Source organism: Actinacidiphila yeochonensis CN732, assembly GCF_000745345.1.
Taxonomy (GTDB): Bacteria; Actinomycetota; Actinomycetes; order Streptomycetales; family Streptomycetaceae; genus Actinacidiphila; species Actinacidiphila yeochonensis.
Genome location: NZ_JQNR01000005.1, coordinates 3,317,665 through 3,343,966, shown reverse-complemented (window position 1 = coordinate 3,343,966; position 26,302 = coordinate 3,317,665). Strand labels below are relative to the sequence as shown.

Genomic DNA, 26,302 nt, shown 5'->3' with positions numbered 1-26,302 from the left:
TGCCATCCGAGAACCCCGCGTCCCCCGTCCCACCGCCCGGCGACGGGACGGCCCCGGCCACCCCGTCCCGGCGGGCCCTGCTGGCCGGCGGCGCCGCGCTGGGCGCGGTGGCACTGGCCGGGCTGAGCGTGCAGAGCGCCCAGGCGGCGGCCCCCGGACCGGCCCCCGGCCGGTCCCCGGCGGCGGCCACCCGGCCGGGCGGCCCTCCCGGCACACGCACATCTTCTACTACCCCTGGTACGGCAGCCCGCAGTTCTCCGGCCAGTGGCGGCACTGGCCGCAGGGGTCGGTCAACCCGCCGGACGACATCGGCTCCAACTACTACCCGGTGCTGGGCCCGTACGACTCCGGGGACCTGCACGGCGCGGTCGCCCAGCACATGCGCTGGCTGCGGCAGGCCGGCGTCGGCGTGCTGGTGAGCAGCTGGTGGGGGCAGGGCAGCTACGAGGACCAGCACGCCCGGGTGGTGCTGGACGCCGCCGCTCGCGAGGGGCTCCAGGTCGCCTGGCACATCGAGCCGTACGGCGGCCGCGACGCGGACAGCGTGGTGGCCGACATCCGCTACATCACCGCCGAGTACGGCCGCCACCCGGCCTTCCACCGCGACCCGGAGCACGGCCACCGCACCGCGTACTACATCTTCAACAGCCTGCTCACCGTGGACTGGTCGGCGCTGCACCAGGTCGACGACGAGGCCATCGTGATGGCGCAGACCTGGGACACCAGCAGGATCGGCGACTTCGGCGGCGCCTACACCTACGACGCCATCGCGACCCACAACGAGCCGGACTGGTCGGGGGTGGCCGCCTTCTGCGCCGAGCGGGGCATGGTGTGGGCGCCCTCCCTGGGCCCGGGCTACATCGACGACCGGGCCGTGCCGGGCAACACCACCCCCACGCTGGACCGCGCCGACGGCGCGACCTACGACCAGGAGTGGTCGTACGCCCTGGCCTCCGGCAACGCGGGCGGGGTGCCCGACTGGGTGAGCATCACCTCGTTCAACGAGTGGCACGAGGGCTCCATGATCGAACCGGCCACCGCGCACACCCCCGGCAGCCTTGAGTACCTGAACTACGAGGGCGCGTACGGCCGTACCGGCCGCCGTGCCGAGACCGCCTACCTGGACCGTACGGCCCAGTGGGCGGCGCACTTCGAGGACCGGCTCGCCGCCGCGCGCCGCCACGCCAAGGGCTGAGCCCCGTCCGCGCTCCCGGGCCCGCCCAGCGGTGTCCGGGAGCGCGGAGCCGCGCCGCGCCGCGCACGTCGTCCGGGGCCGCGCGCGGCCCGGGGCCGGCAAGGGAGGCGCCGGGCCGACTCGCTGGCCAGCCGCCGAGCCGACCAGCCGACCAGCCGCCGAGCAGACGGGCCGACAGGCCGACCAGCCGCCGAGCCGACCAGCCGCTGCACCGCCTCCCCGGGCGCCCTCCGCCGGCTCGCCGACGCGTCCCCGCCGGTCCTCCCTGCCGTCGCACCGAGCAGAAGGAGCACGCCTGTGCATGACGACCGCCATATCGTCGAACCCCGGATCACCAAGTTCCTCTCCCACGTGGTCAGGCCGGCCCTCTACGGTCCGCCGCTGCCGCTGGAGTTGGCGGCCTGGCAGGTGCCGGGCGAGCCGGTCCCGGTCGCGGAGGCGCTGGCGGCCGAGTACCGGCCGGCCGCGATCGGCGATCCGTGGGGGGCGCCGTGGTCGACGACCTGGTTGCGGGCGACCGGCCGGATACCGAGGGAGTGGGCGGGCCGGCGGGTGGAGGCCGTCTTCGACCTCGGCTTCGACCTGTCCAGGGGGCCCGGCGGTCAGGCCGAGGGCTTCGTCCACGACGCGGCCGGCTCACCGCTCCAGGGACTGCACCCGCACCACCGCGGCGTGCTGCTGGCCGAGCCGGCGAACGGCGGCGAACCGGTGGAGCTGCTCGTGGAGCTGGCCGCCAACCCGGGCATCGAGGGCGCGAGGGCCGTCGGTACCCGCTTCGGCGCACGGGAGACGGCCGGCACCGAGCCGCTGTACCGACTGGTCGCCGCCGACCTCGCGGTGCGCGAGGACGCGGTCTGGCACCTGCTGCACGACGTGGAGGTGCTCGACGGGCTGATGCGCGAGCTGCCGCTCGGCAGCAGCCGCCGGCACGAGGTGCTGCGCGCGCTCCGGCACGCCATGGACGCCGTCGACCCGGCCGACGTGGCCGGCACCGCGCAGGCCGGCCGGGACCGGCTCGCCGGGGTGCTGTCCCGGCCGGCGCACGCCTCCGCGCACACCGTTACCGCGGTGGGCCACGCGCACATCGACTCGGCCTGGCTGTGGCCGGTCCGCGAGACGGTCCGCAAGTGCGCGCGCACCTTCACCAACATGACCGCCCTCGCGCGGGAGTACCCCGAGCTGGTCTTCGCCTGCTCCTCGGCGCAGCAGTACGCGTGGATCAAGGAGCGGCGGCCGGAGGTCTTCGAGCGGATCAGGAAGGCGGTCACCGCCGGCACGTGGGTGCCGGTCGGCGGGATGTGGGTGGAGGCCGACGGCAACCTGCCCGGCGGCGAGGCGCTGGCCCGCCAGCTCGTCCACGGACGGCGGTTCTTCGCCGAGGAGTTCGGGATCGCCCAGGAGGGGGTGTGGCTGCCGGACTCGTTCGGCTACACCGCCGCCTACCCCCAACTCGCCGTGCTGGCCGGGGCGAAGTGGTTCCTGACGCAGAAGCTCTCGTGGAACGAGACCAACCGGCTGCCGCACCACAGCTTCGACTGGGAGGGCATCGACGGCACCCGGGTCTTCACCCACTTCCCGCCCGTCGACACCTACAACGCCTCCCTGACCGGCGCGGAACTCGCGCACGCCGAACGGAACTTCGCCGACAAGGGAGCCGCCACCCGGTCGCTGGCCCCGTTCGGGTTCGGCGACGGGGGCGGCGGGCCCACCCGGGAGATGATGGAGCGGGCACGGCGGCTGCGGGACCTGGAGGGGTCGGTCCGGGTCGAGGTCGGCGACCCCGCCGCCTTCTTCGCCGCGGCCCGCGCCGAGTACCCGGACGCGCCGGTGTGGCGCGGCGAGCTGTACCTGGAGAACCACCGCGGCACCTACACCAGCCAGGCCCGCACCAAGCAGGGCAACCGGCGGGCCGAGGCGCTGCTGCGGGAGGCCGAGCTGTGGGCCGCCGACGCGGCGGTGCGCACCGGCGCCGCGTACCCGTACGAGCGGCTGGAGTCGGTGTGGCGGCGGGTGCTGCTGCACCAGTTCCACGACATCCTGCCCGGCTCGTCCATCGCCTGGGTGCACCAGGAGGCCGAGGCGGTGCACGCCGAACTCCAGGAGGAGCTGGCTGGGTTGATCGGCGAGGCGCTGGCCGTGGACGAAGGGGCGGACGGAGCGGCGGGGTTGGCCTTCCACAACGCCGGGCCGTACCCGCGCCGCGAGGTGGCCCTGGTGCCGGCCGGCACCGCCGTACCGGAAGGTGCGGCCGCGCAGCGCCTGTCGGACGGCTCGGTGGCGGTCCTGGCGGAAGTGCCGGCCCTGGGCCGCGGCGGGCCCGTGCCGGCCGCCGCCGTGGCGGACGCGGAGCGGGTGCGGGTGACCGGGGAGGACGGCCGCACCGTCCTGGACAACGGCCTGCTGCGGGTGGTCGTCGACGCCGACGGGCTGGTCCGCTCGGTGTACGACCTGCGCGCGGGCCGGGAGGCGGTCGACCCGGACCGGCCGGCCAACCTGCTCCAACTCCACCCGGACGACCCGAACCTGTGGAGCGCCTGGAACATCGACGGCTACTACCGCGACACCGTCCGGGACCTGGTGGAGGCCGAGTCGGTGGCGGTCGCCGAGGCCGGGCCGCTGCTCGCCTCGGTCCGGGTGGAGCGCTCCTTCGGCGCCTCCCGCCTGGTGCAGCACCTCGAACTGGCCGCGGACAGCGGGGTGCTGGCGGTGCGCACCGACATCGACTGGCAGGAGCGGGACGCCCTCCTCAAGGCGGCGTGGCCGCTGCGGGTGCACGCCGAACACGAGAGCGCCGAGATCCAGTTCGGCCATGTGCGGCGGCCCACCCACGAGAACACCAGCTGGGACGCGGCCCGTTTCGAGCTGTGGGCGCACCGCTGGGTGCACGTCGGCGAACACGGCTGGGGCGCGGCCCTGGTGACCGACTCCACCTACGGCCACGACGTGTCCCGGCAGGTCCGCGCGGACGGCGGCACCACGACGACGGTGCGGCTGTCGCTGCTGCGCGCCCCGCACAGCCCGGACCCGCAGGCCGACCGGGGCCGGCACCGCTTCTCGTACGGGCTGGCGCCCGGCACCGACGTGGGCGGCGCGGTGGCGGCGGGCTACGCCTTCACGCTGCCGCTGCGGCCGGCCGCGGGGTCCCCGGCGGGCGGGCCGCCGCTGGTCGCGGTGGACCACCCGGACGTGGTGGTGGAGTCGGTGAAGCTGGCCGACGACCGGTCGGGGGACGTGGTGGTGCGGCTGTACGAGTCACGCGGCGGCTCCGCGCGGGCGACCCTGACGGCCGGCTTCCCGGTGGCCCGGGCGCACGTCACGGACCTGCTGGAGGACCCGGGCGACCGGCCGCCGCTGCCCGGCGGGTCCGCGGTGGCGCTGGAGCTGCGGCCGTTCCAGATCCTGACGCTGCGGCTCGCCCGCGCGTGACGCCCGGGCCGCGCGGGGCCCGCGCGGTCAGACGGGGTTGACCGGCAGCACGTCCTGGGCCAGCGAGCCGCCGGCCGCCGCCGCCCGGGTCACCTGGCGGCGGTGGTGGCGCCGGCACAGCACCTCGTAGCCGACCTCGCTCTCGGCCTTGTCCACGTCGCCGATCACCACCTGGGCGCCCTCGACCACCATCACCCCGCCCACCGTACGGGCGTTGTGGGTGGCCCGGGCGCCGCACCAGCACAGCGTCTCCACCTGGAGCGCCTCGACCCGGTCGGCCAGCTCGATCAGCCGCTGGGAGCCCGGGAAGAGCCGGCTGCGGAAGTCGGTGGTGATGCCGAAGGCGTACACGTCGAGGTCGAGGTCGTCGACCACCCGGGCCAGCTGGTCGGCCTGGTCCGGGCCGAGGAACTGCGCCTCGTCCACCACCACGTAGTCCACCCGGGAGCCGCGGCTGAGCTCGGCCACCAGGTGCGCGTAGAGGTCGGTGCCGTCGGCCACCTCGACGGCGTCGGTGACCAGGCCCAGCCGGGAGGAGAGCTTGCCCTCGCCGGCCCGGTCGTTGCGGGTGAAGATCACCGACCGCAGGCCGCGTGCCGCCCGGTTGTGGACGATCTGGAGGGCGAGGGTGGATTTGCCGCAGTCCATCGTTCCGGAGAAGAAGACCAGCTCGGACATGGGGTGGGGGTGGCCTTTCGGTGGACGGGCGGGTGGTGCGGGCCCGGTCCGGCGGCGTCGCGCGGAGAGCGGGCTCAAGCGTGGGAGGGGGTGGTCAGGAGCGTACTTCGAGGAGCGGGACGAGTTGCTCGACGGGGACCATGGAGCCGTGCAGGCCCACCATCCGCGACTCGTGCGGCTCGGTCCGGGTGGCCACCACGGCGACGTCGTCGCGGGCCACGGCCACCACGTCGCCGATCCGCGGCAGCACCCGCGGGTCGGGGTCCGGGCCGAACCAGCCCGCGGCCACCGCCTCGTCCCGGCCGGCCACCCACATCCGGTCGCCGAGCACCTCGCTCCACACCGCGAGCACGTCGCCGGCCGCCCCGGGGACGGCGTAGACGTGCCGGGCCCGGCCCTCCCCGCCGAGCACGGCGACGCCGGCGCGCAGCTCCCAGTCCTCGTCGAAGTCGATCCGCGACTCCTCGTCGAAGGGGATGTCGATCATGCCGTGGTCCGCCGTGACGTACAGCGCGCTGCGCGGCGGGAGTTGCTCGGCCAGCCGCTGCACCAGCCGGTCCACGGTGGCGAGTTGGCCGCGCCAGGCGTCGGAGTCCACGCCGAACCGGTGGCCGCTGCCGTCGAGTTCGCTGTAGTACGTGTAGACCAGCGCCCGGTCGGCGCCGAGCCGCTTCGCGGCCAGGTCCATCCGCTCCTCGCCGGTGAGCCGGCCCAGGAAGGTGCCGCCGGACAGCGCCACCTTCGTCAGCGGGGTGCGCTCGAAGTCGGGCGAGGAGACCTGGCAGGTGGAGATCCCGGCGGCGTCGGCGAGCTCGAAGACGGTCGGGTACGGCTGCCACACCGCGGGCGGCGTCCACGGCTTCCAGCGCAGCTGGTTCATCAGCTCGCCGGTGTCCGGGTTGAGCGCGGTGTACCCGGGCAGGCCGTGGCGGCCGGGCGGCAGGCCGGTGCCGACCGAGGCCAGCGAGGTCGCCGTGGTGGCGGGGAAGCCGGCCGTCAGCGGGCGCCGGGAGGCGGCGACCAGCGAGGTGAGGAAGGGCGCCCAGTCGGGGTGGCGCAGCAGCAGCTCCCACCCCATCCCGTCGACGAGGAAGACGCACACCCGGTCGGCGGGCTCCAGCACCATCCCGGTGGCGGGCATCCCGGGCACCTCGAAGCCGGCCATCGCGGCCGGCAGGAGGTCGCTCAGCGCCCCGCTGCCGTAGGCGGGCGCCGGAGCGGTGCGCGGGTCGAGCGGCTCGGGGCCGTACGGGTCGGTGAGCGGTGGGGCCATCAGTCCTGGGCCGCTGTCGCCTCGGAGAGCGCCTGCGCGAAGGCGAGGGTGTCACGGACCGCGTCCGGGCCGTCACCGGCCTCGCTCACCCGCAGCGAGAGGTCGTCGGCGGTGGAGGAGCCGGTGTAGCCGTGGTCGGCCTCGCAGTCCGGGTCCGCGCAGGCGGCGGGCTCCAGGTCGATGCGGTTGACGGCGCCCCAGCCGATGGTCAGCACCACCTCGCGCGGCGGGGTGCCGGGGGTGTACTCCTCGGGGTCGGCCACCACGCGGCTGACCACGACCGACGAGATCCGGCCGATCTTCACCGACTCGGTGGAGGTGGTGGTGTAGGGGCTGGGTGAGGTGTCGTCGGCGGCCTGCTCGTCGGTGTGGCTGACGATGAAGCGGCTGCCGGTGAGCACCAGCACCGTGACGTGGCGGCGCACCTCGTTGGCGTCGAACGTGGTCTCCTGGTTGACCAGGTAGGACGCCACCGGTTCGCCGCCGACCGCGGCCTCGACGGCCTCGGCCACCAGGGCCGGGTAGTAGCCGCTGCGCTCGATGGCCGTGCGCAGGCCCTGCGTGCTCGTACCGGTTTTCGCCATGGCGCCCATCCTATGACGTGCCGCGGGGCGCGGAACGCGGCAGAACCGGACGGCGCCCGGGCGGCCCCCGGCAACGGGCCGGACCCGGGGCAGGCGCGGGCCAGGCGCCCCCGCAAGGCCCCGGCGGCACCCCCGCGGCAGGTCGGGGCACGTCCGGCGGTGGGGGCGCCCGAGTCCGCCGGGGCGGTCAGAACGAGGACAGCGCCCGGGGCCCCAGGTCGGTGCGGGCCGGCGGGCGGGACAGCCGGACCCGGGCGCCGAGCACGCTCAGCCCGCGCGGCGCGACCACCACCGGGTCCAGGTCCACGGCCACCACCTCGGGAAGGTCGTCGGTGAGCATCGACACCCGCAGGAGCAGCTCTTCCAGCGCGGCGGTGTCCACGGGTTCCGCGCCGCGCCAGCCGAAGAGCAGCGGCGCGGCCCGGATGGAGCGGACCAGCTCGGCGGCGTCCCGGTCGGTGGCCGGAACGAGACGGTGGGCGAGGTCGCCGAGCAGCTCCGAGGGCGGCCCGGCCAGGCCGAAGGAGAGGACCGCGCCGGCCGCCGGGTCCACCCCGGCGCGTACCACCGTGTCCACGCCGCGCGGCGCCATCGCCTGCACCACCGGCCGCAGTTCCCCGGGGGCGCCGAGCCGCGCGGTGAGTTCGGCGTAGGCGCGGCGCAGGTCCTCCTCGTCGGCGAGGTCCAGCCGCACCCCGCCGAGGTCGGCGCGGTGGCGCAGGTGCGGGGCGGTGGTCTTCAGCGCGACCGGGTAGCCGAGCCGTTCCGCCGCGGCCACCGCCGCCTCCGGGTCGGGGGCGGGCAGCGAGCCGACGACACGAATGCCGTAGCGGCCCAGCAGCGTGGCGGCCTCGTCCTCGGTGAGGGTGCGGCCCTCCCCGGCCGGGGTGCCGGGCGGCAGCATCCGGCGGACGTCCTCGGCGGCGGCCGCCTCGTCGACGCCGTCCAGCTCCGGCACCACGCCGGGGCCGGCCGCCGACTCCCGCCAGGCCGCGTAGGCCGCCGCGACGGCCAGGCAGCGCACCGCGCGGTCGGGGGCGCGGTAGGCGGGGATACGGGCGCCGGGCGCGTCCTCGGCGTGCAGCCGGCCGGCCATCGCTTCGAGGGCGAGGTACACCACGACGACGGGCTTGGCGGCGCCCTCGGCGGCCCGGCGCAGGGCGTCGGCGAGGTACGGGTCGTCCTCCTCGGCGGGCGGGCGGGCGGCGGCCGCGGACAGGTCGGCGGTGACCGGCGGGCTCTGGTCGCCGGTCAGGCCGGCGAGGGGGTCCGGCCGGGCGGCGGGGCCGCTTCCGGGGGGCGCGGCGGCCGGGTCCGTGCCGACGCGCGGGATCACGGTGACCACGACCGCGTCGTTGCCGGGGTCGGCCAGCGCGGCGCGCAGGGCGGCGGCGATGTCCTCGGGGGTGGCGCCGGTGGTGAGGTCGACGGGGGCGAGGGGGCGCAACCCGGCGGTGAGCGCGGCGTCGTAGGTGAGCAGCCCGAGCGACTCGCAGTTTCCGAGGACCGCGACCCGGCGGCCGGCCGGCAGCGGCTGCAGGGCCAGGTACACCCCGGTGTCGAGGAGCTCGGTGACGGTGCCCACCCGGATGACCCCCGCCTGGCGGAAGAGCGCCGAGACGGTGGAGTCGGGGACCCGGGTGACCGGCACGGCGTGGCCGGGCGGCACCGCGCCGGAGTGCAGCGCTCCCTTGACCACCACCAGCGGCTTGGCGGCGGCGGTGCGGCGGGCGAGCCGGGTGAACTTGCGCGGGTTGCCGAACGACTCCAGGTACATCAGCACCACGTCGGTCTCCGGGTCGTCCTGCCAGAACTGGAGCAGGTCGTTGCCGGAGACGTCGGCCCGGTTGCCGGCGGAGACGAACGTGGACGGGCCCACCCCGCGCCGGTGCAGCCCGGACAGCAGCGCGATGCCGATGGAGCCGGACTGCGTGAACAGGCCGAGCCGGCCGCGGCGCGGCAGCTCCGGCGAGAGCGAGGCGTTGAGGCTGGTGTCGGCGGCGGTGTTGACGACGCCGAACGCGTTGGGGCCGATCACCCGCATGCCGTGGACGCGTGCCTGCCGTACCAGGTCGCGCTGGCGGGCCCGCCCCTCGGGGCCGGACTCGGAGTACCCGGCGCTCACCACCACCAGGCCCCGCACCCCCGCGGCGCCGCAGTCGGCGACCGCCGCCGGCACCTGCTCGGCCCGCACCGCGACCACCGCCAGGTCCACGCCGCCGCCGGCCGCCACGGCCTCGCGCACGGACGCGTGGGCGGGGACGCCGTCGACCTCGGCGCCCTCGGCGAAGGCCGGGTTGACCGCGACCAGCCGGCCGGTGAAGCCGCCGGCGGCGATGTTGCGCAGCAGGGCGCGGCCGACGCCGCCGGGCCCGCGGCCGACGCCGACCACGGCGACGGAGGCCGGGCGCAGCAGCCGCTGCACCGAGCGGGCCTCGGCGCGGTGCTCGCGGGCGCGCATCACCGCCACGGAGGCGTCGGTGGGCTCCAGGTCGAGGTCGAGGTGGACCACCCCGTCGGCGAAGCTGCGCTGCTGGGTGTAGCCGGCGTCGGTGAAGACCTTCACCATCCTGCGGTTCTCGGGCAGCACTTCGGCGGTGAAGTGGAGGATGCCGCGCTCCCGGGCGACGGCGGCGATGTGCTCCAGCAGCGCGGAGGCCACCCCGCGGCCCTGGTGGGCGTCCTGGACGAGGAAGGCGACCTCGGCCCGGGTGCCCGCGGGTCCGGTCGCGGGCCGGCCCTGCTCGTCGGTGCGGTCGTAGCGGACGGTCGCGATGAAGTCGTCGCCGACGGTGGCGGCCAGCCCGACCCGGTCGTCGTAGTCGTGGTGCGTGAAGCGGTGCACGTCGCGGTCGGACAGCCGCGGGTAGGGGGCGAAGAAGCGGAAGTACTTGGACTCGTCGGAGACGAGTCCGTAGAAGTCGACCAGTCGTCCGGCGTCGTCCGGGCCGATCGGCCGGATGTGGGCGGTGCCGCCGTCGCGCAGGACGACGTCCGCCTCCCAGTGCACCGGATACGGCCGTTCGCTCATGGGCCCAGCGTATGCGGGTGAGGCTTCGCACGAAGGTACGGGAGTCCCCCGGTGCCCGCCGGGGCCGCGAACCGGTCGGGAGAAACCCCTGCCGGGCCCTGCTCGGGCCCTGCTCGGGCCCTGCTCGGGCCCTGCTCGGGTCCTGGTCGGGGGAGGCGCCGGTCGTGCCGGGGAGACGCGCCGGGGACGCTGGTGGAGGGTGCGGCCGCCGATCGGCGGGCAGGCTTGTGGGGGTGCGCCCGACGGCGGGCGGCACCACGGACCACCGGCAGCGACCACAGAAGGACACCACCATGGCTGAACGCCACGTCACCATCGGCTGGGCGGAGGGGCTGCACGCCCGCCCGGCGTCCATCTTCGTCCGCGCGGCCACCGCCTCGGGCGTACCCGTGACGATCGCGAAGGCGGACGGCTCGCCGGTCAACGCGGCCTCCATGCTCGCCGTACTGGGGTTGGGCGCCCGGGGCGGCGAGGAGGTGGTGATCTCCTCCGACGCGCCGGACGCGGAGGCGGCCCTCGACCGGCTGGCCAAGCTCGTGGCCGAGGGGCTGGACGAGCTTCCCGAGACGGTCTGACGGCGCGTCCGGCCGTGTCCGGCCGCTCCCGGCGACAGCGGCGGCGCACGGCGGTGTAGCGCGGCGCACGGCGGGTGGTCGCGGCCGCGCCGCTCCGGCGCGGCCGCCCGGCGCCACAGCCCGCGTCGCGGCCGGCTCTACGGCCCGCCGCACCGGCTGCTTTACGGCCGGCCGGGCGCGCACGGCGAATTCAGCGGTGCCGGACAACCCCCCACGGCTTGCCCGGCACCGCTTTCCCGAAAACCCCGGGAAGTAATTCACCCGACTTTATACGGTGCCGATGTTAAGCCCGGCGGCGAATCGCGTTGACGGGATGTTTCGGGGTTCTCACGGCGACCGCCCGCTCCACGTGGAGGGCGGCCAGCCGGCGGGCCCGGTCGGCGTCGCCGCGGGCCACCGCGTCCACGATCGCCGCGTGCTCCTGCCACGCCTGGACGGCGCGCGGGGTCGGGCCGTCGCCGAACACCCAGGTGATCTTGTGCCGCAGCTGGGTGAGCAGGGCGGCCAGCGTGGGGCTGCCCGACGCCTGGGCCAGCGTCTCGTGGAACCATCCGCCCAGCGACGGCAGGTCGGACAACTGCCCTTGCTCAGCGCGCTCCTGACCCAGCCGGACCAGCCCGCGCAGCACCTTCAGGTGCGCCTCGCCGCGGCGCTGCGCGGCTCGGGCAGCACCCAGCGGCTCCAGCAGGCCTCGCATCTCCAGCAGGTCGGCGGCCTCCTGCTCGGTCGGCTCGGCCACCGAGGCGCCGGCGTGCCGGCGGGTGCGGACGAAGCCCTCGGACTCCAGGGTGCGCAGCGCCTCGCGCACCGGCACCCGGGAGACCCCGTAGCGCCGCGCCAGCAGTTCCTCGGTGAGGCGGCCGCCGGGCGGGAAGAAGCCGCCGACGATGTCGTCGCGGATCGCCCCGCACACCACCTGCGCGGATATGCGCCGCCCGGTGCCCTCCGTGCCGTTCACGTCCGGTTCCGCATCGCTCGGACTCCGTTCTTTCCCCGTTATTCTGCCGAGACTCTATTCCAGCACGCGGGGGGAATGGAAAGCAGTCCGCGAATTCTTTGGCGGATTTTGGTCGGAGTGCGCCGGTGGCCCCGGCCGCGCGGGTGGGCGGCCGGGGCCGAGGCGCCCGGTGGCCGGAGGACGTCCCGGCGTCAGACGCCGACGCCGTGCTCCCGCAGGTACGCCAGCGGGTCGAGGGCGGAGCCGCCCCGCGCGGCGGTGCGCACCTCGAAGTGCAGGCCGGCCGTGCCGCCCGCGCCGGTGGTGCCGGACAGGCCGACGCTCTGGCCGCCCGTCACCGTCCGGCCCGCGGCCACCAGGGTCCGGGAGAGGCCGCCGTAGAGGGTGTAGCGGCCGTCCGCGTGGCGGATCACCACCGCGAGGCCCTCGGCGCCGTCCGGGCCGGCGGAGACCACGGTGCCGGCGGCGACAGCGTGCACGGCGGTTCCCGCCGGGACGAGGAAGTCCACGCCCCCGAGCCCGCCCCCGGCCGCCGGCCAGGTCCGGCCGGCGGCAGAGCTCCGCGCGCTGACGGGGGCGGCCCCGACCGGGGCCGTCCAGCCGCCCGGGGCGGTCGTGGGCGCGGACGACGGGCTGCCGCCGGAGGTGGCCGCGGCCGACGGCGCCGTGGCCGACGGGGCCGGGGCGGCACCGGCCTTCGGGGCGGACGGCGACGCCTGGGCGCCGGGCTCCGACGTCCGCGAGGCGCCCGAGGGGGATGTGGCCGGCGACGTCGCGGTGGGCTTCGGCGCGGTCTTCTGCTCGCCCTTCGGGCCGGACGTCCCGGCGGGCGCGGGTGCGGCGCTCGCGGAGGTGCCGCCCGTACCGCTGTCCGGAGTGGCCGTGCCGGCCGGTTCCTGCGCGTCCGCCTGTCCGTCCAGGGTGTGCGCCAGCGCGCCCGGGACGCCGACGGCCTGGCCGAACGCGGCGCCCTCCGCCGCGGATCCGGCGGACCGCCCGGAGGAGGCCAGCGACGTCCCGAGGGCGGCGCCTCCTCCGCCGAGGACGACGATGCCGGCCAGCGCGGCGCCGGCGCCGATCCGGCGCGGCCTGCGGTGTCGGCCCTGCGCGGCGCGTGCACCCCACGGAGGCAGGAGGGCGCGGCCGGGACCCGGCGCGGCGGCGCGGCCGGGCTCGCCGGGGCCGGCGGCCTGATCGGCCTCCGGGCCGGGCGTGTGGGCGCCGTCGGCACCGTCGGCACCGTCGCGGCGCGATACCGAGCCGCCGTCAGGAGCGTCGGGACCGTCGGCGCCGTCAGGACGGTCGGGGTGGTCGGCGCCGTCGGGGTGGTCGAAGCGGTCGGGCGTGTCGGCGCCGTCGGGATCGGGGCCGTGGGAGGCGGCGGGGCGAACGGGGAACGCCATGGCGGGGCGCGCTCCTTTCCTTCGTCTCGCCTGCCGGGCGGGCCGTCGGGTCCGGAGGGGCCTCTCGCGGTGCCGCCGCCGGACGCCGCCGGTCACTCGGGCGTCTCCGGCTCCCCCTGGCGGGGGGACTCGGCGATGTGCGCTACGCGCCCGGAGCCGCCGGGCGCCGCCGCCCTTGGGGGGCGGCCAGCCGCGACGCTATCCGCGCGTCCCCGGGTCGGCCAAACAGATCAGCTGATATGTAGCGGAGGACACAGCATCGCCCACATGGCGCCGTGGGCATCAAATCACCGCAAATCACCCGAATGGTGAGGCGGCGCCAGCTCTTCGCCCACCGCGGCACCGAGGTGCCACCGCGCCGGAGTGCACTCGGCGACCGCCGGCCGACGGGCGCAGAGCCGAAGGGGTCGGCCGGGTGCGTGCGCACCCGGCCGACCCCTTCCCGCGTCGAGGACCCCGAGGGCGCCCCCACTGTGCCCGTGCGGTCAGCTGACGACCCGCACCGGTCCGATCCCCAGTTCCTTGACCGGCTCGGCGATCACCGACGCGTCGCCGACCAGGACCACCACGAGCCGGTCCAGCGGGAAGGCGCTGACGACCGCGGCCGTCGCCTCCACCGTGCCGGTCTCGACCAGCCGCGCGTACAGCGCCGCCTGGTAGTCGTCCGGCAGCTGCTGCTCCACCTGGTCCATCAGGGTGTCGGCCACGGCGGCCGCGGTCTCGTAGCGCAGCGGCGCCACGCCGACGAGGTTCTGCACGGCGACGTCGCGCTCGGCGTCGGTCAGGCCGCCCTCGGCCAGCTCCCGGATCACCCGCCAGGTGTCGGCGAGGGCCGGGCCGGTCACGTCGGTGGCCACCGAGCCGCTGATCCCCAGCAGCGCGGCGCCGGAGCCGTCCGCGGAGGAGAGCAGCACCTGGCCGAAGGCCCGCACCCCGTAGGTGTAGCCCTTCTCCTCCCGCAGCACCCGGTCCAGCCGGGAGGTGAGGGTGCCGCCCAGGCAGTAGGTCCCCAGCACCTGCGCGGCCCACAGCCCGTTGTGCCGGTCCGGCCCGGTGCGGCCGATGAGCACCTGGGTCTGGACGGAGCCGGGGCGGTCCACGACGACGACGCGGGCGGCGTCGTCCGAGGTGATGGCCGTACGGGCCGGCGGCTCGGCGCTGCTGCCGGTCCAGGTGCCGAGGGTGGCGTCGAGCAGCGCCGGCAGGTCGACGCCGTCGAGGTCGCCGACCACCGCCACCGTGGCCGTCGCGGGCCGGACGTGCGCGGCGTAGAAGGCGCGCACCGCGTCGGCGTCGATCCGCCGGACGGTCTCCTCGGTGCCGAGCCTCGGCCGGGAGTGCCGGGCCTCGGCCGGGAACAGCTCCTTGGACAGCGCCATGGCGGCGCGCCGGCCGGGGTTGGCCAGCTCGTGCGGGATCTCGTCGAGCCGGTTCGCGACCAGCCGCTTGACCTCGTCCTCGGGGAACGCGGGGACGCGCAGCGCGTCGGCGAGCAGGCCGAGGGCCTTGTCCAGCCGGGAGGCGGGCACCTCCAGGGAGACGCGGACGCCGGGGTGGTCGGCGTGCGCGTCCAGGGTGGCCCCGCAGCGCTCCAGTTCGGCGGCGAACTCCTCGGCGGTCAGCGTGTCGGTGCCCTCCGACAGGCCGCGCGCCATGATGGTGGCGACGCCGTCCAGGCCCTCGGGCTCGGCGGCCAGCGGGGCGGCCAGCAGCACCTCGACGGCCACGACCTGCTGGCCGGGGCGGTCGCAGACCAGCAGCGTCAGGCCGTTGGCCATCGTGGAGCGGGTCGGCGCGGGGAAGGCCCACGGCTTCGGCTCGCCGGCCTGCGGCTGCGGGTGGAACGTCATCGTGGCGGTGTCGCTCATGCCTCGGCACCCTCTCCCTGCGCGGCCGGCGTACCGGCCTCTCCGTCAGCTTGCCCGCCGGCCTCGGCCGCGATGCCGGCCTCCTCGTCGGCCTCGTCGGCGCCGTTGCCGGAGCCGCCGGTGGGCTCGTAGACCAGCGTGGCGCGGTTGTCGGGGCGCAGCCGCTCCCGCGCCACCGCCTGGACCTCCTCGCGGGTCACCTCAAGCACCCGGCCGACCGCGGTCAGCGCGAGCTGCGGGTCGCCGAAGAGCACGGCGTACCGGCACAGTTCGTCGGCCCGGCCGCTGACCGTGGTCAGCCGGTCCAGCCACTCCCGCTCCAGCTGGGCCTGGGCGCGCTCCATCTCCTCGGGCGTGGGGCCCTCGGCGGCGAACCGGGCCAGCTCCTCGTCGACCGCGGTCTCCACCTCGGAGAGCTCCACGCCGGAGGAGAGCTTGACGTCGAGCCACGCCAGCGAGGGCGCGCCGGCCAGCCGCAGCAGCCCGAACCCGGCGGTGACGGCCGTACGGTCGCGGCGCACCAGGCGGTTGTGGAGCCGGGAGGACTCGCCGCCGCCGAGCACGGTCAGCGCCAGGTCGGCCGCGTCGGCCTCGCGGGTGCCGTCGTGCGGCAGCCGGTAGGCGGACATCAGGGCGCGGGAGGGCACGTCCTCCAGGACCACCTCGCGCACCCCCTCGCCGATCAGGTCGGGCAGCGAGCCGTCGCGCGGCTGCGGCTTGCCCTGGTGCGCGGGGATGGAGCCGAAGTACTTCTCGACCCAGGCGAGGGTCTGCTCCGGGTCGATGTCCCCGACGACGGACAGGACCGCGTTGCCGGGCGCGTAGTAGGTCCGGAAGAAGGCGCGGGCGTCCTCCAGGGAGGCCGCGTCGAGGTCGGCCATGGAGCCGATCGGGGTGTGGTGGTAGGGGTGGCCGGCCGGGTTGGCCAGCGCCGTCAGCCGTTCGAAGGCGGTGCCGTAGGGCACGTTGTCGTACCGCTGGCGGCGCTCGTTCTTCACGACGTCCCGCTGGTTCTCCAGGCTCTGCTCGTCCAGCGCCGTCAGCAGGCTGCCCATGCGGTCGGCCTCCAGCCACAGGGCCAGTTCCAGCTGGTGGGCGGGCATCGTCTCGAAGTAGTTGGTGCGCTCGAAGCTGGTGGTGCCGTTGAGCGAGCCGCCGGCGGCCTGGACCAGTTCGAAGTGGCCGTTGCCCGAGACGCTCGCCGAGCCCTGGAACATCAGGTGCTCGAAGAGGTGGGCGAGGCCGGTGCGGCCCTCGACCTCGTGGCGGGAGCCGACGTCGTACCACAGGCACACCGCCGCGACCGGGGTGAGGTGGTCCTCGGAGAGGACCACCCGCAAACCGTTCGCCAGTCGGTGCTCGGTGGCTGTCAGGCCGCTGGAGTGCGCCTCCGGCGTGGCGGGGTGACCCATGGGCAAGCTGTCCTTCCGATCGCGTGCGCGCGGCTGCGCCGAGTTGCTGCCACTCTAGGGAAGCGTTCACGCCCGGTGCGAAGTTCCCCGCCGGATCACCCGCCGGGACCGACGACCGGATGAACGGCCGCACCGGCGGCCGGTTCGGGGACCGGATCGACGGCCGGACCGGCAACCGGACCGGAATGCGGACCGGAACCCGGACCGGAACCCGGACCCGGCTTGTCCCGGCTGGTCCCGGCCGGACCGAGCACCGGCCCGCCGCCGGCGGTCGGTCCAACCCCGCGCGTTCCGGGGGCGGACCGCCCGGCGGGCCGCCTGTCGGAGGGGCGAACAGGGGTTCCGGCCGGGATCGGACGGCGCCCGCGACCGGGTCGCGGTCCGAGCTGTCGGCTGCGCGGTCCACAATGGTCCGCGAGCCCCAGACAGGTCCAGACGAAGGAGCGCCGCCCGCGATGGCCCGCCGTACCGCGAAGAACCCGCCGCCGGACGACGATTTCGAGGAGCGCATCCTCGACATCGACGTCGTCGACGAGATGCAGGGCTCCTACCTCCAGTACGCCTACTCGGTGATCTACTCGCGCGCCCTGCCGGACGCGCGGGACGGCATGAAGCCGGTGCACCGCCGGATCGTGTACCAGATGAACGAGATGGGCCTGCGGCCCGAGCGCGGCTTCGTCAAGTGCGCCCGCGTGGTCGGCGAGGTGATGGGCAAGCTGCACCCGCACGGCGACGCGTCGATCTACGACGCGCTGGTGCGCATGGCGCAGCCCTTCTCGCAGCGGCTGCCGCTGGTGGACGGGCACGGCAACTTCGGCTCGCTGGACGACATGCCGGCCGCCATGCGCTACACCGAAGCGCGGATGTCCGGCGCCGCCCAGCTGCTGGTCGAGTCGATCGACGAGGAGACCGTCGACTTCGCGCCCAACTACGACGGGCAGGAGCAGGAGCCCGTCGTCCTGCCGGCGGCCTACCCGAACCTCCTGGTCAACGGCGCCTCCGGGATCGCGGTCGGCATGGCGACGAACATGCCGCCGCACAACCTCGGCGAGGTGATCGCCGCCGCCCGGCACCTGATCCGGTACCCGAACGCCGATCTCGACACCCTGATGCGGTACGTGCCCGGGCCCGACCTGCCCACCGGCGGCCACATCATCGGACTGTCCGGCATCCGCGACGCCTACGAGAACGGCCGCGGCACCTTCAAGATCCGCGCCACGGTGTCGGTGGAGGACGTCACCCCCCGCCGCAAGGGCCTGGTGGTGACCGAACTGCCCTTCACCGTGGGGCCGGAGAAGGTCATCTCCAAGATCAAGGACCTGGTCGGCGCGAAGAAGCTCCAGGGCATCGCCGACGTCAAGGACCTCACCGACCGCGAGCACGGACTGCGGCTGGTCATCGAGGTGAAGAACGGCTTCAACCCCGAGGCCGTGCTGGAGCAGCTGTACAAGCTCACGCCGATGGAGGACTCCTTCGGCATCAACAACGTGGCCCTGGTGGACGGCCAGCCGCTCACGCTGGGCCTGAAGGAGCTGCTGGAGGTCTACGTCGACCACCGCATCTCGGTGGTGCGGCGGCGCAGCGAGTACCGCCGCGGCAAGCGCCAGGACCGGCTCCACCTGGTGGACGGCCTGCTGGTGGCGCTGGTCGACATCGACGAGGTCATCTCGATCATCCGCTCCAGCGAGAACGCGGCGCAGGCCAAGGAGCGGCTGATGGAGCGCTTCGGGCTGAGCGACGTCCAGACGCAGTACATCCTGGACACGCCGCTGCGCCGGCTCACCCGGTTCGACCGGATCGAGCTGGAGGCCGAACGGGACCGCCTCAACGAGGAGATCGCCGAGCTGACCCGGGTGCTGGACTCCGACCCGGAGCTGCGCAAGCTGGTCTCGTCGGAGCTGGCCGCGGTGGCCAAGCGGTACGGCACCGACCGCCGCACGGTGCTGCTGGAGGCCGGCGAGACCCCGGTGGCCGCGGTTCCGCTGGAGGTGGCCGACGACCCGTGCCGGGTGCTGCTGTCCTCCACCGGGCTGCTGGGCCGCACCACCGCGGAGCTCTCCGGCGCGGACGCGGGCAAGCGGGTCAGGCACGACGCCGTCGTCTCCTCGGTGGCCACCACGGCCCGGGCGGATCTGGGGGTGGTCACCTCCGAGGGGAGGCTGCTGCGGATGAGCGTCATCGACCTGCCGGAGCTGCCGACCGGTCCGGGGCCGTTCTCGCTGTCGGGCGGGGTGCCGCTGGCGGAGTTCGTGTCGCTGCACGAGGGCGAGCGGGCGCTGTGCCTGACCACGCTCGGCGACTCCTCCCCCGGCCTGGCACTGGGCACCGTCCAGGGCGTGGTCAAGCGGGTGGTGCCCGACTACCCGCCGAACAAGGACGACTTGGGGGTCATCGCCCTCAAGGAGGGCGACGAGATCGTCGGCGCGGTCGAGCTGCGCACCGGCGAGGAGGACCTGGTCTTCATCACCGACGACGCGCAACTGCTGCGCTACCCCGCCTCCCAGGTACGGCCGCAGGGCCGGCCGGCGGGCGGCATGGCGGGCATCAAGCTCGCGGACGGGGCGCGGGTGATCTCGTTCTCCGCGGTCGACCCGGCGGCGGACGCGGTGGTCCTGACCATCGCCCGCGCCGAGGGCACCCTCGACGGCGGTGTCGAGGGCACCGCCAAGCTGACCCCGTTCGACCAGTTCCCGCGGAAGGGCCGGGCCACCGGTGGGGTGCGCTGCCAGCGCTTCCTGCGCGGGGAGGACGGGCTGGTGCTGGCCTGGGCGGGCCGGACCCCGGCCCGCGCGGCCACCGAGGCCGGACAGCCTGCCGACCTGCCGCCGAAGGACCCGCGCCGGGACGGCTCCGGCGTGCCGCTCGCGAAGCAGATCGCGGTGGTCGCGGAGCCGCTCCTCTGACGAACCGGCGCGTCCACGGCCCGGCGCGTCCCCGACCCGGCGCGTCCACGGCCCGCCGCGTCCGACCCGACGCGGCGGGGGCGATGCTCCGACGTGCTTCCGCCGGCCCGTTCCGCCGACGCTGTCCTCGGGTCGGCCGGAGCCCGTTGCGGGCTCCGGTCGGCCCGGGCTCCCGAAGCGGTGCCGCCCGGCAGCGCGGGGCCGGCCCGGGGCGGGGAGCCGGGGGCGGGGAGGCGGCCGGGGGTGTGTCCTGGCGGCAGGCCCTACGATCTTCGGGTGACTGCGCGCCCGGAGACGATGACATGTGCCGCGGCCTCTGCCGAGTTGGGTGAGGCCGTGGCGGCCACCGCCGCTGTCGCGCGGACCTGGCTGCTGGTCGAGCAGCCGGGGCCGTGGGGCGCGAAGGCGCTCACCTCCAGCCGTCTCGACCCCGTGCTGGGCCGCGCCCTTGAGGACGCCGCGAAGGGCACGGGGGTGCGGCTCGGCCTGATCCGGCGCCCGGGGCGGCACGCGGACACCGGTCAGCCCGCCATGCGCCGGGTGATCGTCGCCCATACGGCGCCTGACGACCCGTGGGTGCGGACCGCGGAGGTCGAGGACCCGGCCGGGCTGGCCGCGCTCGACCTCGCCGCCCTGGGCGCGGGCGACCACCTCGGCTTCGGCTCGGCGTACGAGGGTCCGCCGATCGCCCTGGTGTGCACCAACGGCACCCGCGACCGCTGCTGCGCCGTGGCGGGGCGTCCCCTCGCGGAGGCCCTGGCCGCTTCCGCCGGCCACGAGGTCTGGGAGACCACCCACTTGGGCGGCCACCGTTTCGCTCCCACCATGCTGGTCCTGCCGCACGGGTACGCCTACGGCCGGCTCGACCCCGCGCTCGCCGAGGACGTACTGGACGCCGCGGCGGCCGGCCTGGTCGAGGACGGCAACTGCCGGGGACGCTCGACCTGGCCCCGGGCCGGGCAGGCCGCCGAACTGGCGGTGCGGAACCTGATCGGGGAGCGCCTGGCCGGAGCACTGTCCGTCGAACCGCCCGAACCGGCGCCCGCGGTCGACGGGAACGCCGCAGCGAACGGCGGGCCGGATCCGCGGACCTGGTCGGTGCGAGTCGTCCACGCCGACGGGCGGGCCTGGCGGGCACTGGTGGCGGAGGTGCCCTGCGAGCCGCCGCGCCCGGAGAGCTGCGGCGCCCGTCTCGGCACGCCCACCCGGATGGACGTCATCGCCCTCGCCGACGCCGCGCCGCCCGGCACTTCCGGCCGGCGGGACCCGACCCTCGCCGGTTGAACCCGCCGGGGGGAGGGGCGGGGAGAGCCGAACGGACCCCCGCGACCGGCTCAGCCGGCCGTGCCTGCCCGGGAGTGCGGGGCGTCCCGTGGCGCACCGCCCTCCCCGGGCAGGCCGGGGCCCGCACCCTTCGGGCCGGGATGTCCGGCCGGCCCGTGGCCAGCCCGCCGGCCCGCCCGCGGAGGGCGGGCCGGCAGGTGGCGCGCTCGTGCGGGAACCGGCCGGGCACCCTTGAGGGCCCGACCGGTCGAGGCACTGAGCGCAGCCCTGGCCACCGTGGCCGGGCGGCGCGGGGTCAGGCCGCGCCGGCACCGGTCAGCGATCGCACCTCCGTCTCCGCGTAGGCGCCCTCGTCGGCGGGTTCGCGGGAGAGGACGGTGCCCAGCCAGCCGGCGATGAAGCCCGTCGGGATCGACACCAGCCCCGGGTTCTCCAGCGGGAACACGTGGAAGTCGACGCCCGGGAAGAGGGAGTCCGGATGGCCCGAGACGACGGGGGAAAGGACGACCAGGAGCAGCGCCGGCACCAACCCGCCGTAGATCGACCAGAGGGCGCCCCGGGAGGTGAAGCGCCGCCAGAAGAGCGAGTAGAGCAGCACCGGCAGGTTCGCCGAGGCCGCCACCGCGAACGCCAGGCCCACCAGGAACGCCACGTTCTGGTCCTGCGCGAACAGGCTGAGCGTGATGGACACGGCTCCGATCCCGACGGCGGCCAGCCGTGCCACCCGCACCTCGTTCTCGACCATCTCCCCCTGGGCCTCCTCCGCGTCCGCCTCGGCGGGGGTGCCGGTGCTGTCGGCGCGCGGGGAGCGGGGGCGGGGGACCCTGGCCGAGCGTCCGGCTCCGCGCCGGGCCCTGCCGCGGTCGGGCCGGCGCAGGGTCGCGTACAGGTCGTGCGCGACCGAGGCCGACGAGGCGAGGGTGATGCCCGCGACCACGGCGAGGATCGTGGCGAACGCGACCGCGCCCACCACGGCGAACAGCACCGCGCCTCCGGTGGTCCCCGAACCGCCGCCCAGCGCCTCGGCCAGCAGCGGCACCGCCGTGTTGCCCGCCTCGTTGGACGAGCGCACCGCGTCGGAACCGACCACCGCGGCCGAGCCGAAGCCCAGCACGATCGTCATCAGGTAGAAGACGCCGATCAGGCCGATCGCCCACACCACCGACCGCCGGGCGGAACGGGCCGTCGGCACGGTGTAGAAGCGCGACAGGATGTGCGGCAGGCCGGCCGTGCCCAGCACCAGGGCCAGGCCCAGGCTGATGAAGTCCATCCGGGAGGTGCCGCTGCCGCCGTACCGCAGGCCGGGCCCGAGGAAGGCACTGCCCTGCCCGCTGCCGATGGTGGCGGAGCGCAGCAGTCCGTCGATGTTGCCGTGGAAGCGCACCAGCACCATCACGGTCAGGGCGATCGTGCCGCCCATCAGCAGGATGGTCTTGACGATCTGGATCCAGGTGGTGGCCCGCATGCCGCCGAAGGACACGTAGACGACCATCAGCGCTCCGACGCCGATCACCGTCCAGGTCTGCGCGGCACCCGAGCCGCCGAGCAGCAGCCCGACGAGGCTGCCCGCGCCCACCATCTGCGCCACCAGGTACAGCACGGAAACCGTCACCGACGCGACGCCCGCGGCGAACCGCACCGGGCGGTGCCGCATCCGCGCCGACAGCACGTCGGCCAGGGTGTAGCGGCCGCAGTTGCGCACCAGTTCGGCTACCAGCATGAGCACCACGAGCCAGGCGACGAAGAAGCCGACCGAGTACAGCAGCCCGTCATAGCCGAAGAGGGCGATCAGTCCCGAGATCCCCAGGAACGAGGCCGCCGACATGTAGTCACCCGCGATGGCCAGCCCGTTCTCCACCGGGGTGAACAGCCGGCCGCCGGCGAAGAACTCCACCGATGAGCTGCGCCGCCGCCCGGCCCACGCGGTGATCACCAGGGTGACCGTCACGAAGAGCATGAACAGCACCAGGGAGAGCCCCTGGTGGTCGCCCGAGGAGTCCGCCAGGTATGCGGCGGATCGGACCGCCCGCGTTGCGTGCTGGGTCACCGCACCCGCTCCTGCTCCGCCCTCGTGGCCAACGTCCAGCGCAGATCCAGCGCCGCCTGATCCCGCCGCACCCGTGCGTGCCGCGAATACGCCCAGGTGAGCAGGAAGGTGGTGGCGAACTGGGCCAGCCCCGCCACCAACGCCACGTTCATCTGGCCGGCCACCGGCCGCGACATGAACCCGGGCGCGGTGGTGGCGGCGACCACGTAGAGCAGGTACCAGGCGACGAAGCCGACCGCCACGGGGAAGACGAACTTCCGGTAGCGGTCCCGCACCTCGGCGAAGGCCGGGCTCTGCTGCACCTCCAGGTAGAGCGCCTCACGGCGGTTCCGGGCAGCGGTCCCGTCGTCCTCCTCGGGCGCGTCGGCCCGCTCCGCTGAGGCGACGTCCTCCTCGGCCCACTCCTCCGCCTCGTCGGCGTCGTCGAAGCCGGAGGTCCACGCTTCCGCCCCGGACCGGCCGGCCTGCGTGGCGCCGATGCCTCCTACGAGGGTGTCGTCGTCCGCGCCCACGACCGCGCCGCCTCTGCCGCCACCCATGCCCCGGACGTCACCGGGCTCCCCGCCGGCAACCCGCCGTACCTGGCCGCCCAGGTCGCCGACGCCGCCGCCAAAGCCGCCGCCCGTCTCCTCGGCCGTGCGCGCCCGCGGCACCTCTGATGCCCAGTGCTCCGCCGCGGGGTTCCCCCGCCACGGATCATCCAGGCCCAGGGTCCCGGGGTCTGCTCCGTCCTGCTCGTCCACCGAACTCTCCTTGGTCCGCGGGCCGATCGGCCCGCGCCCAATCATGGACAGAGCGGGAAGATCTTGGGTCAAAAGTAGAAATCCTTCACCTCATCAGGTGATCCCGTGTCGGAAGGCGTATCCCACGGCCTTTGGGCCCGGTCACGGGCTCCGGTCTTGGCGGACACGTTGCCGATGGGCGTCTCCACCGTGGTCACGCCCACGTGCGGGCGCCCGGCGGTCTCCGCGTTCGACGGACCCTCCGGAACCGGAGCGGGCGCCTCCGCCTCCGGTACCGTCAACCCGTCGGGCAGGGCGCTACTCTCGGTCTGCCGGGTCCGCCGGCGGTCGCGGGGCAGGGCCTCACGGGAGTCGCCAGGACGTCCACGACGTCCAGGCGGTCACGGAGCCGTACGGTACGACGGCTCCACTTCGCGGGTACGCCGGAGCAGCGTGCCTCCGCGTATCAGGAGAGCCGCGGCGACGGCGAGCATCACCGTGCCCGAACCCTGGTGCACGCCTGCCGCGGAGCCGATCGCGTACAGGCCGACCCGGACCGCTATGCCCAGCACCCACACGACGGCTGTCGCCTTCGTGCCCTGCGCCATCGCGCTGCCGTCCGCCTCCCGCCACACCCGGGTGGTGAGGGCCCACAGCACACCGGTGACGGCGGCGACGACCAGCTCTGCCGCGAACAGCGCCACGGCAGCGTGCTGGTGGTTCCGGTCGATGATGCCGCCGCTGTCGCGCAGCGCGAACACCGCGAGCACGGCCGGTATCAGCCACCAGCGCCGCCCCCCGACAGCGGTCGGCCTGAGCTGGCGGGCGACCACCAGGCCGATGACCGCGAGGATCACCAGGGCGTTCACCGGACCGGACATGACGGGCTCCTCGGAAACGTGGATTCGACGACTGGCTGCACCGTCGAAACTACGCAGAGCCGCCGTTCAGCGGATCAAGCCAGGGGTGGAAGTCGCGCCTCCACCCCTGGGTGGAGAAACCGTCGCCACCGATCCCGGCGGCCGTACCCAGCCGCACCGTCCGCTCGTCAACCCGTCAACCCGTCAACCCGTCAACCTGTCTGACGAAGCCCCCGCCCAGTCGCCCCAGCCCCGAACGAGCCCCGACCGCGCCCCGGACGAGGGGCTCAGCACACCGTGTGGAGCGCCGACCGGGCAACTCGGCGGGCCGGGGCCCGGCCGTGCGACCCGACCCGACCCGACCCGACCCGAGCGGGCCGGGGCCTTCCGCGCCCTGCCCGGGGGCGCCGCGGTGTCAGGTCGTGCAGCTCACACTGAGGGCGTCCAGGGCGTGGTGCGCGTTCTTGTAGCCGGACGCGTTGTCGTCGCCCCTGGTGTGGACCCGCACCGAGAGCTGGCCCTGGGTGTCGGCGAAGCTGCCCAGGCTGACCCACTGCGCCTCGTGCGAGACCTGGCTCACCGAGACCGCGCCGAGCTGGGTCCCACCGCCCTTGACGGCGCTGTGGACGGTGTAGAGCGTGGGGTGGCCGCCCACGTGCGCCACGTTGGAGTCCTTGGGTATCCACACCTTCACGGAGCACGTCCCGGTGTGGACGGAGCCGGTGATGAAGGAGTAGAGGAAGCTGTTCTCGTCGTCCTTGCCGTCACCGGACATCGGCATCGACGTGAACTTGCCGGTGCAGCCTGACCCGGTGTAGCCGCCGGGGTGGGTCGTCCACCCCTCCTGGTCATCGGTGTAGTGCCCGATCCAGCTCCACGTGTAGTCGGTTGCCTTGGGACAGTACGGGCCGGCCACCGCCGAGAAGGTCACGGGTGCGGCGGTCGTCGGCGCGACGGTCGCGAGGGACCTCTGCACGGAGGAGCCCGCCGCCTGCGCCGAGGTGGCCCCCGGGCCGCTGCTGGTGGTGCTGCCCGCGGTACCACCGCCGCTGCTGGTGGCAGTGCTGGTGCCGCTGCTGCCGCCGGGGGCGGACGCCGAGCTGGTCGCGGCGCTCGTGCTGCCACCGCCGCCGGCCGTTCCGCCGTGGGCTGTTCCGCCGTGGGTCGCGTTGGACGTGGTGCCGTGGGCACCACCCTTGCCGAGGCTGCCCCCGGTGCCGCCGTCGGTGCCTGCGGTACCGCCCGTCGACGGGTCGGCGCCGGGGACGAAACCGGAGCCGCCGTCGGCGTTGTTGTACCCGGCCGGGGCCGGCGCGGCGCCGGTGTGGCCGTGGTGGTGTCCGAGGACGGCGCTGATGAGGAAGGGCGAGGCGAGCAGCAGGCAGCCCAGGACGGCGGCGCCGGCAAGCATCGGCTTGGTGATCCGCGGCTGCCGGGGGCCGTCGGCTCCGGCGCCGCCGGTGTCCTCCGCGGCGGTCACCGCCGGCTCGGCCGCGGAGGACACAGAAGACGCCGAGGAACGCGACGACGCCGAGGACGCCGAGGACACGGACCCGCTCTCCGGCGCCGCGGCGGCGCCGGCCGCACCACGCCGGCCCACGCGGCGCTTGCCGTCCGCGGCCTGGGCCCGGGCGGGCCGCGCGGCGGCGCCGGCCGCCCCGGAGGCCGCGGCACTCGCGGCACCGGCACCGGCGGCCCCGGTGCTGGTCGTGCTGGTCATGGCGGCGGAACCGCTCGACGGCGCCGCGGGCGCGGGGGGCTCGCCTGCGGACGCCTTCGCGGTCGCGGCGATGGACGCCGCCGACGACGCCGGCTCCGCGCCGGAGTCCGCGCCGATCACCCCGCCGGATATGACGGACGCCACCACGGCCTCGACGTTCGCGTTCGCGGGCTCAGCCTTCGCCGACCCGGCCTCCGCCCGTACGGCGTTCGCGGTCGGGTCGTCCTTCGCGGGCTGCTTCCGGGCGGCTTCCTGCGACGGCTTCCCGGCGGCGGAGCTCTCGGGCTTCTGGACGGCGGCCGACTCGGCTCCGGTGCTCAAGGGCTGACGGTCACCCGCGCCCCGGCCGGACTGTTCGGGTTC

Annotated in this window: 18 protein-coding genes; 6 read left to right on the top strand and 12 right to left on the bottom strand. The window is 75.4% G+C overall.

The window, feature by feature from the left end; translation table 11 throughout:
* The first annotated feature begins 4 nt into the window (after nt 1-4).
* Together BS72_RS25705 and BS72_RS25700 are read left to right on the top strand one after the other, a co-directional pair.
* A complete protein-coding gene (locus BS72_RS25705) occupies nt 5-1,195 on the top strand; it encodes a glycoside hydrolase family 99 protein (RefSeq protein ID WP_322942610.1) in 1,191 nt (396 codons plus the stop codon).
* A 297-nt stretch (nt 1,196-1,492) separates the two neighbouring features.
* The gene (locus BS72_RS25700) at nt 1,493-4,621 is read left to right on the top strand and encodes an alpha-mannosidase (protein WP_037913966.1); all 3,129 of its coding nucleotides are present in this window, start codon (nt 1,493-1,495) and stop codon (nt 4,619-4,621) included.
* 27 nt (nt 4,622-4,648) lie between these two features.
* On the opposite strand, the gene BS72_RS25695 is transcribed toward BS72_RS25700, so the two are convergent.
* From BS72_RS25695 to BS72_RS25680, 4 genes are all read right to left on the bottom strand, one after another.
* Nucleotides 4,649-5,299 carry a thymidine kinase gene (locus tag BS72_RS25695; protein ID WP_037913964.1) on the bottom strand — a complete coding sequence of 217 codons (651 nt, stop codon included), beginning with the start codon at nt 5,297-5,299 and terminating at the stop codon, nt 4,649-4,651.
* Between the two features lie 94 nt (nt 5,300-5,393).
* Nucleotides 5,394-6,572: an alkaline phosphatase family protein gene (locus BS72_RS25690; RefSeq protein ID WP_037913963.1), complete on the bottom strand. Its 1,179-nt coding sequence runs from the start codon at nt 6,570-6,572 to the stop codon at nt 5,394-5,396.
* A complete protein-coding gene (locus BS72_RS25685; protein ID WP_037913962.1) occupies nt 6,572-7,156 on the bottom strand; it encodes a DUF5998 family protein in 585 nt (194 codons plus the stop codon). The genes BS72_RS25690 and BS72_RS25685 overlap by 1 nt, the downstream gene beginning before the upstream one ends.
* 187 nt (nt 7,157-7,343) lie before the next feature.
* Nucleotides 7,344-10,187, bottom strand: a complete 2,844-nt coding sequence (locus BS72_RS25680) for a bifunctional acetate--CoA ligase family protein/GNAT family N-acetyltransferase (RefSeq protein WP_037913960.1) — start codon at nt 10,185-10,187, stop codon at nt 7,344-7,346.
* 293 nt (nt 10,188-10,480) lie between these two features.
* Here BS72_RS25680 and BS72_RS25675 point away from each other — a divergent pair, with 293 nt between their 5' ends.
* Nucleotides 10,481-10,762, top strand: coding sequence for an HPr family phosphocarrier protein (locus BS72_RS25675; RefSeq protein WP_037917637.1), 282 nt, complete (start codon nt 10,481-10,483; stop codon nt 10,760-10,762).
* Nucleotides 10,763-11,045: 283 nt separating this feature from the next.
* Here the strand turns inward: BS72_RS25675 and BS72_RS25670 are convergent, their stop codons facing one another.
* The 4 genes from BS72_RS25670 to BS72_RS25655 all read right to left on the bottom strand — a co-directional run bounded on the left by BS72_RS25670 (nt 11,046) and on the right by BS72_RS25655 (nt 16,403).
* Nucleotides 11,046-11,720, bottom strand: a complete 675-nt coding sequence (locus BS72_RS25670; protein WP_037913959.1) for a GntR family transcriptional regulator — start codon at nt 11,718-11,720, stop codon at nt 11,046-11,048.
* 191 nt (nt 11,721-11,911) lie between these two features.
* A complete protein-coding gene (locus tag BS72_RS32775) occupies nt 11,912-13,123 on the bottom strand; it encodes a murein hydrolase activator EnvC family protein (RefSeq protein WP_051951690.1) in 1,212 nt (403 codons plus the stop codon).
* A 485-nt stretch (nt 13,124-13,608) separates the two neighbouring features.
* Complete coding sequence (locus BS72_RS25660) at nt 13,609-14,991, bottom strand: M16 family metallopeptidase (protein WP_037913957.1); 1,383 nt, start codon at nt 14,989-14,991, stop codon at nt 13,609-13,611.
* The gene (locus BS72_RS25655) at nt 14,988-16,403 is read right to left on the bottom strand and encodes a M16 family metallopeptidase (RefSeq protein WP_037913956.1); all 1,416 of its coding nucleotides are present in this window, start codon (nt 16,401-16,403) and stop codon (nt 14,988-14,990) included. Before BS72_RS25655 ends, BS72_RS25660 begins: the two co-directional genes overlap by 4 nt.
* Before the next feature lie 455 nt (nt 16,404-16,858).
* Here BS72_RS25655 and BS72_RS25650 point away from each other — a divergent pair, with 455 nt between their 5' ends.
* Entirely contained in the window at nt 16,859-19,306 is a 2,448-nt protein-coding gene (locus tag BS72_RS25650; RefSeq protein ID WP_037913954.1) for a DNA gyrase/topoisomerase IV subunit A, read from the top strand.
* 297 nt (nt 19,307-19,603) lie between these two features.
* Entirely contained in the window at nt 19,604-20,590 is a 987-nt protein-coding gene (locus BS72_RS25645; RefSeq protein WP_051951688.1) for a sucrase ferredoxin, read from the top strand.
* 295 nt (nt 20,591-20,885) lie between these two features.
* Here the strand turns inward: BS72_RS25645 and BS72_RS25640 are convergent, their stop codons facing one another.
* The 4 genes from BS72_RS25640 to BS72_RS25625 all read right to left on the bottom strand — a co-directional run bounded on the left by BS72_RS25640 (nt 20,886) and on the right by BS72_RS25625 (nt 25,699).
* Nucleotides 20,886-22,547, bottom strand: a complete 1,662-nt coding sequence (locus BS72_RS25640) for a solute symporter family protein (RefSeq protein ID WP_051952028.1) — start codon at nt 22,545-22,547, stop codon at nt 20,886-20,888.
* Between the two features lie 86 nt (nt 22,548-22,633).
* Nucleotides 22,634-23,149, bottom strand: coding sequence for a DUF485 domain-containing protein (locus tag BS72_RS40040; protein ID WP_407639061.1), 516 nt, complete (start codon nt 23,147-23,149; stop codon nt 22,634-22,636).
* Nucleotides 23,150-23,760: 611 nt separating this feature from the next.
* Entirely contained in the window at nt 23,761-24,240 is a 480-nt protein-coding gene (locus BS72_RS25630) for a hypothetical protein (protein ID WP_037913951.1), read from the bottom strand.
* A gap of 394 nt (nt 24,241-24,634) precedes the next feature.
* A complete protein-coding gene (locus BS72_RS25625) occupies nt 24,635-25,699 on the bottom strand; it encodes a hypothetical protein (protein WP_037913949.1) in 1,065 nt (354 codons plus the stop codon).
* On the opposite strand from BS72_RS25625, the gene BS72_RS25620 reads away from it, so the two are divergent.
* Complete coding sequence (locus tag BS72_RS25620) at nt 25,680-26,267, top strand: hypothetical protein (protein WP_037913947.1); 588 nt, start codon at nt 25,680-25,682, stop codon at nt 26,265-26,267. The two genes, BS72_RS25625 and BS72_RS25620, sit on opposite strands and share 20 nt — an antisense overlap.
* Nucleotides 26,268-26,302 lie beyond the last annotated feature (35 nt).

Bases quoted from the DNA above. Each gene is read 5' to 3' on its own strand.
- BS72_RS25695 (WP_037913964.1), bottom strand. From the start codon at position 5,299: ATGTCCGAGCTGGTCTTCTTCTCCGGAACGATGGACTGCGGCAAATCC.
- BS72_RS25690 (WP_037913963.1), bottom strand. From the start codon at position 6,572: ATGGCCCCACCGCTCACCGACCCGTACGGCCCCGAGCCGCTCGACCCG.
- BS72_RS25685 (WP_037913962.1), bottom strand. From the start codon at position 7,156: ATGGCGAAAACCGGTACGAGCACGCAGGGCCTGCGCACGGCCATCGAG.
- BS72_RS25680 (WP_037913960.1), bottom strand. From the start codon at position 10,187: ATGAGCGAACGGCCGTATCCGGTGCACTGGGAGGCGGACGTCGTCCTG.
- BS72_RS25675 (WP_037917637.1), top strand. From the start codon at position 10,481: ATGGCTGAACGCCACGTCACCATCGGCTGGGCGGAGGGGCTGCACGCC.
- BS72_RS32775 (WP_051951690.1), bottom strand. From the start codon at position 13,123: ATGGCGTTCCCCGTTCGCCCCGCCGCCTCCCACGGCCCCGATCCCGAC.
- BS72_RS25660 (WP_037913957.1), bottom strand. From the start codon at position 14,991: ATGAGCGACACCGCCACGATGACGTTCCACCCGCAGCCGCAGGCCGGC.
- BS72_RS25655 (WP_037913956.1), bottom strand. From the start codon at position 16,403: ATGGGTCACCCCGCCACGCCGGAGGCGCACTCCAGCGGCCTGACAGCC.
- BS72_RS25650 (WP_037913954.1), top strand. From the start codon at position 16,859: ATGGCCCGCCGTACCGCGAAGAACCCGCCGCCGGACGACGATTTCGAG.
- BS72_RS25645 (WP_051951688.1), top strand. From the start codon at position 19,604: ATGACATGTGCCGCGGCCTCTGCCGAGTTGGGTGAGGCCGTGGCGGCC.
- BS72_RS25640 (WP_051952028.1), bottom strand. From the start codon at position 22,547: ATGCTCTTCGTGACGGTCACCCTGGTGATCACCGCGTGGGCCGGGCGG.
- BS72_RS25630 (WP_037913951.1), bottom strand. From the start codon at position 24,240: ATGTCCGGTCCGGTGAACGCCCTGGTGATCCTCGCGGTCATCGGCCTG.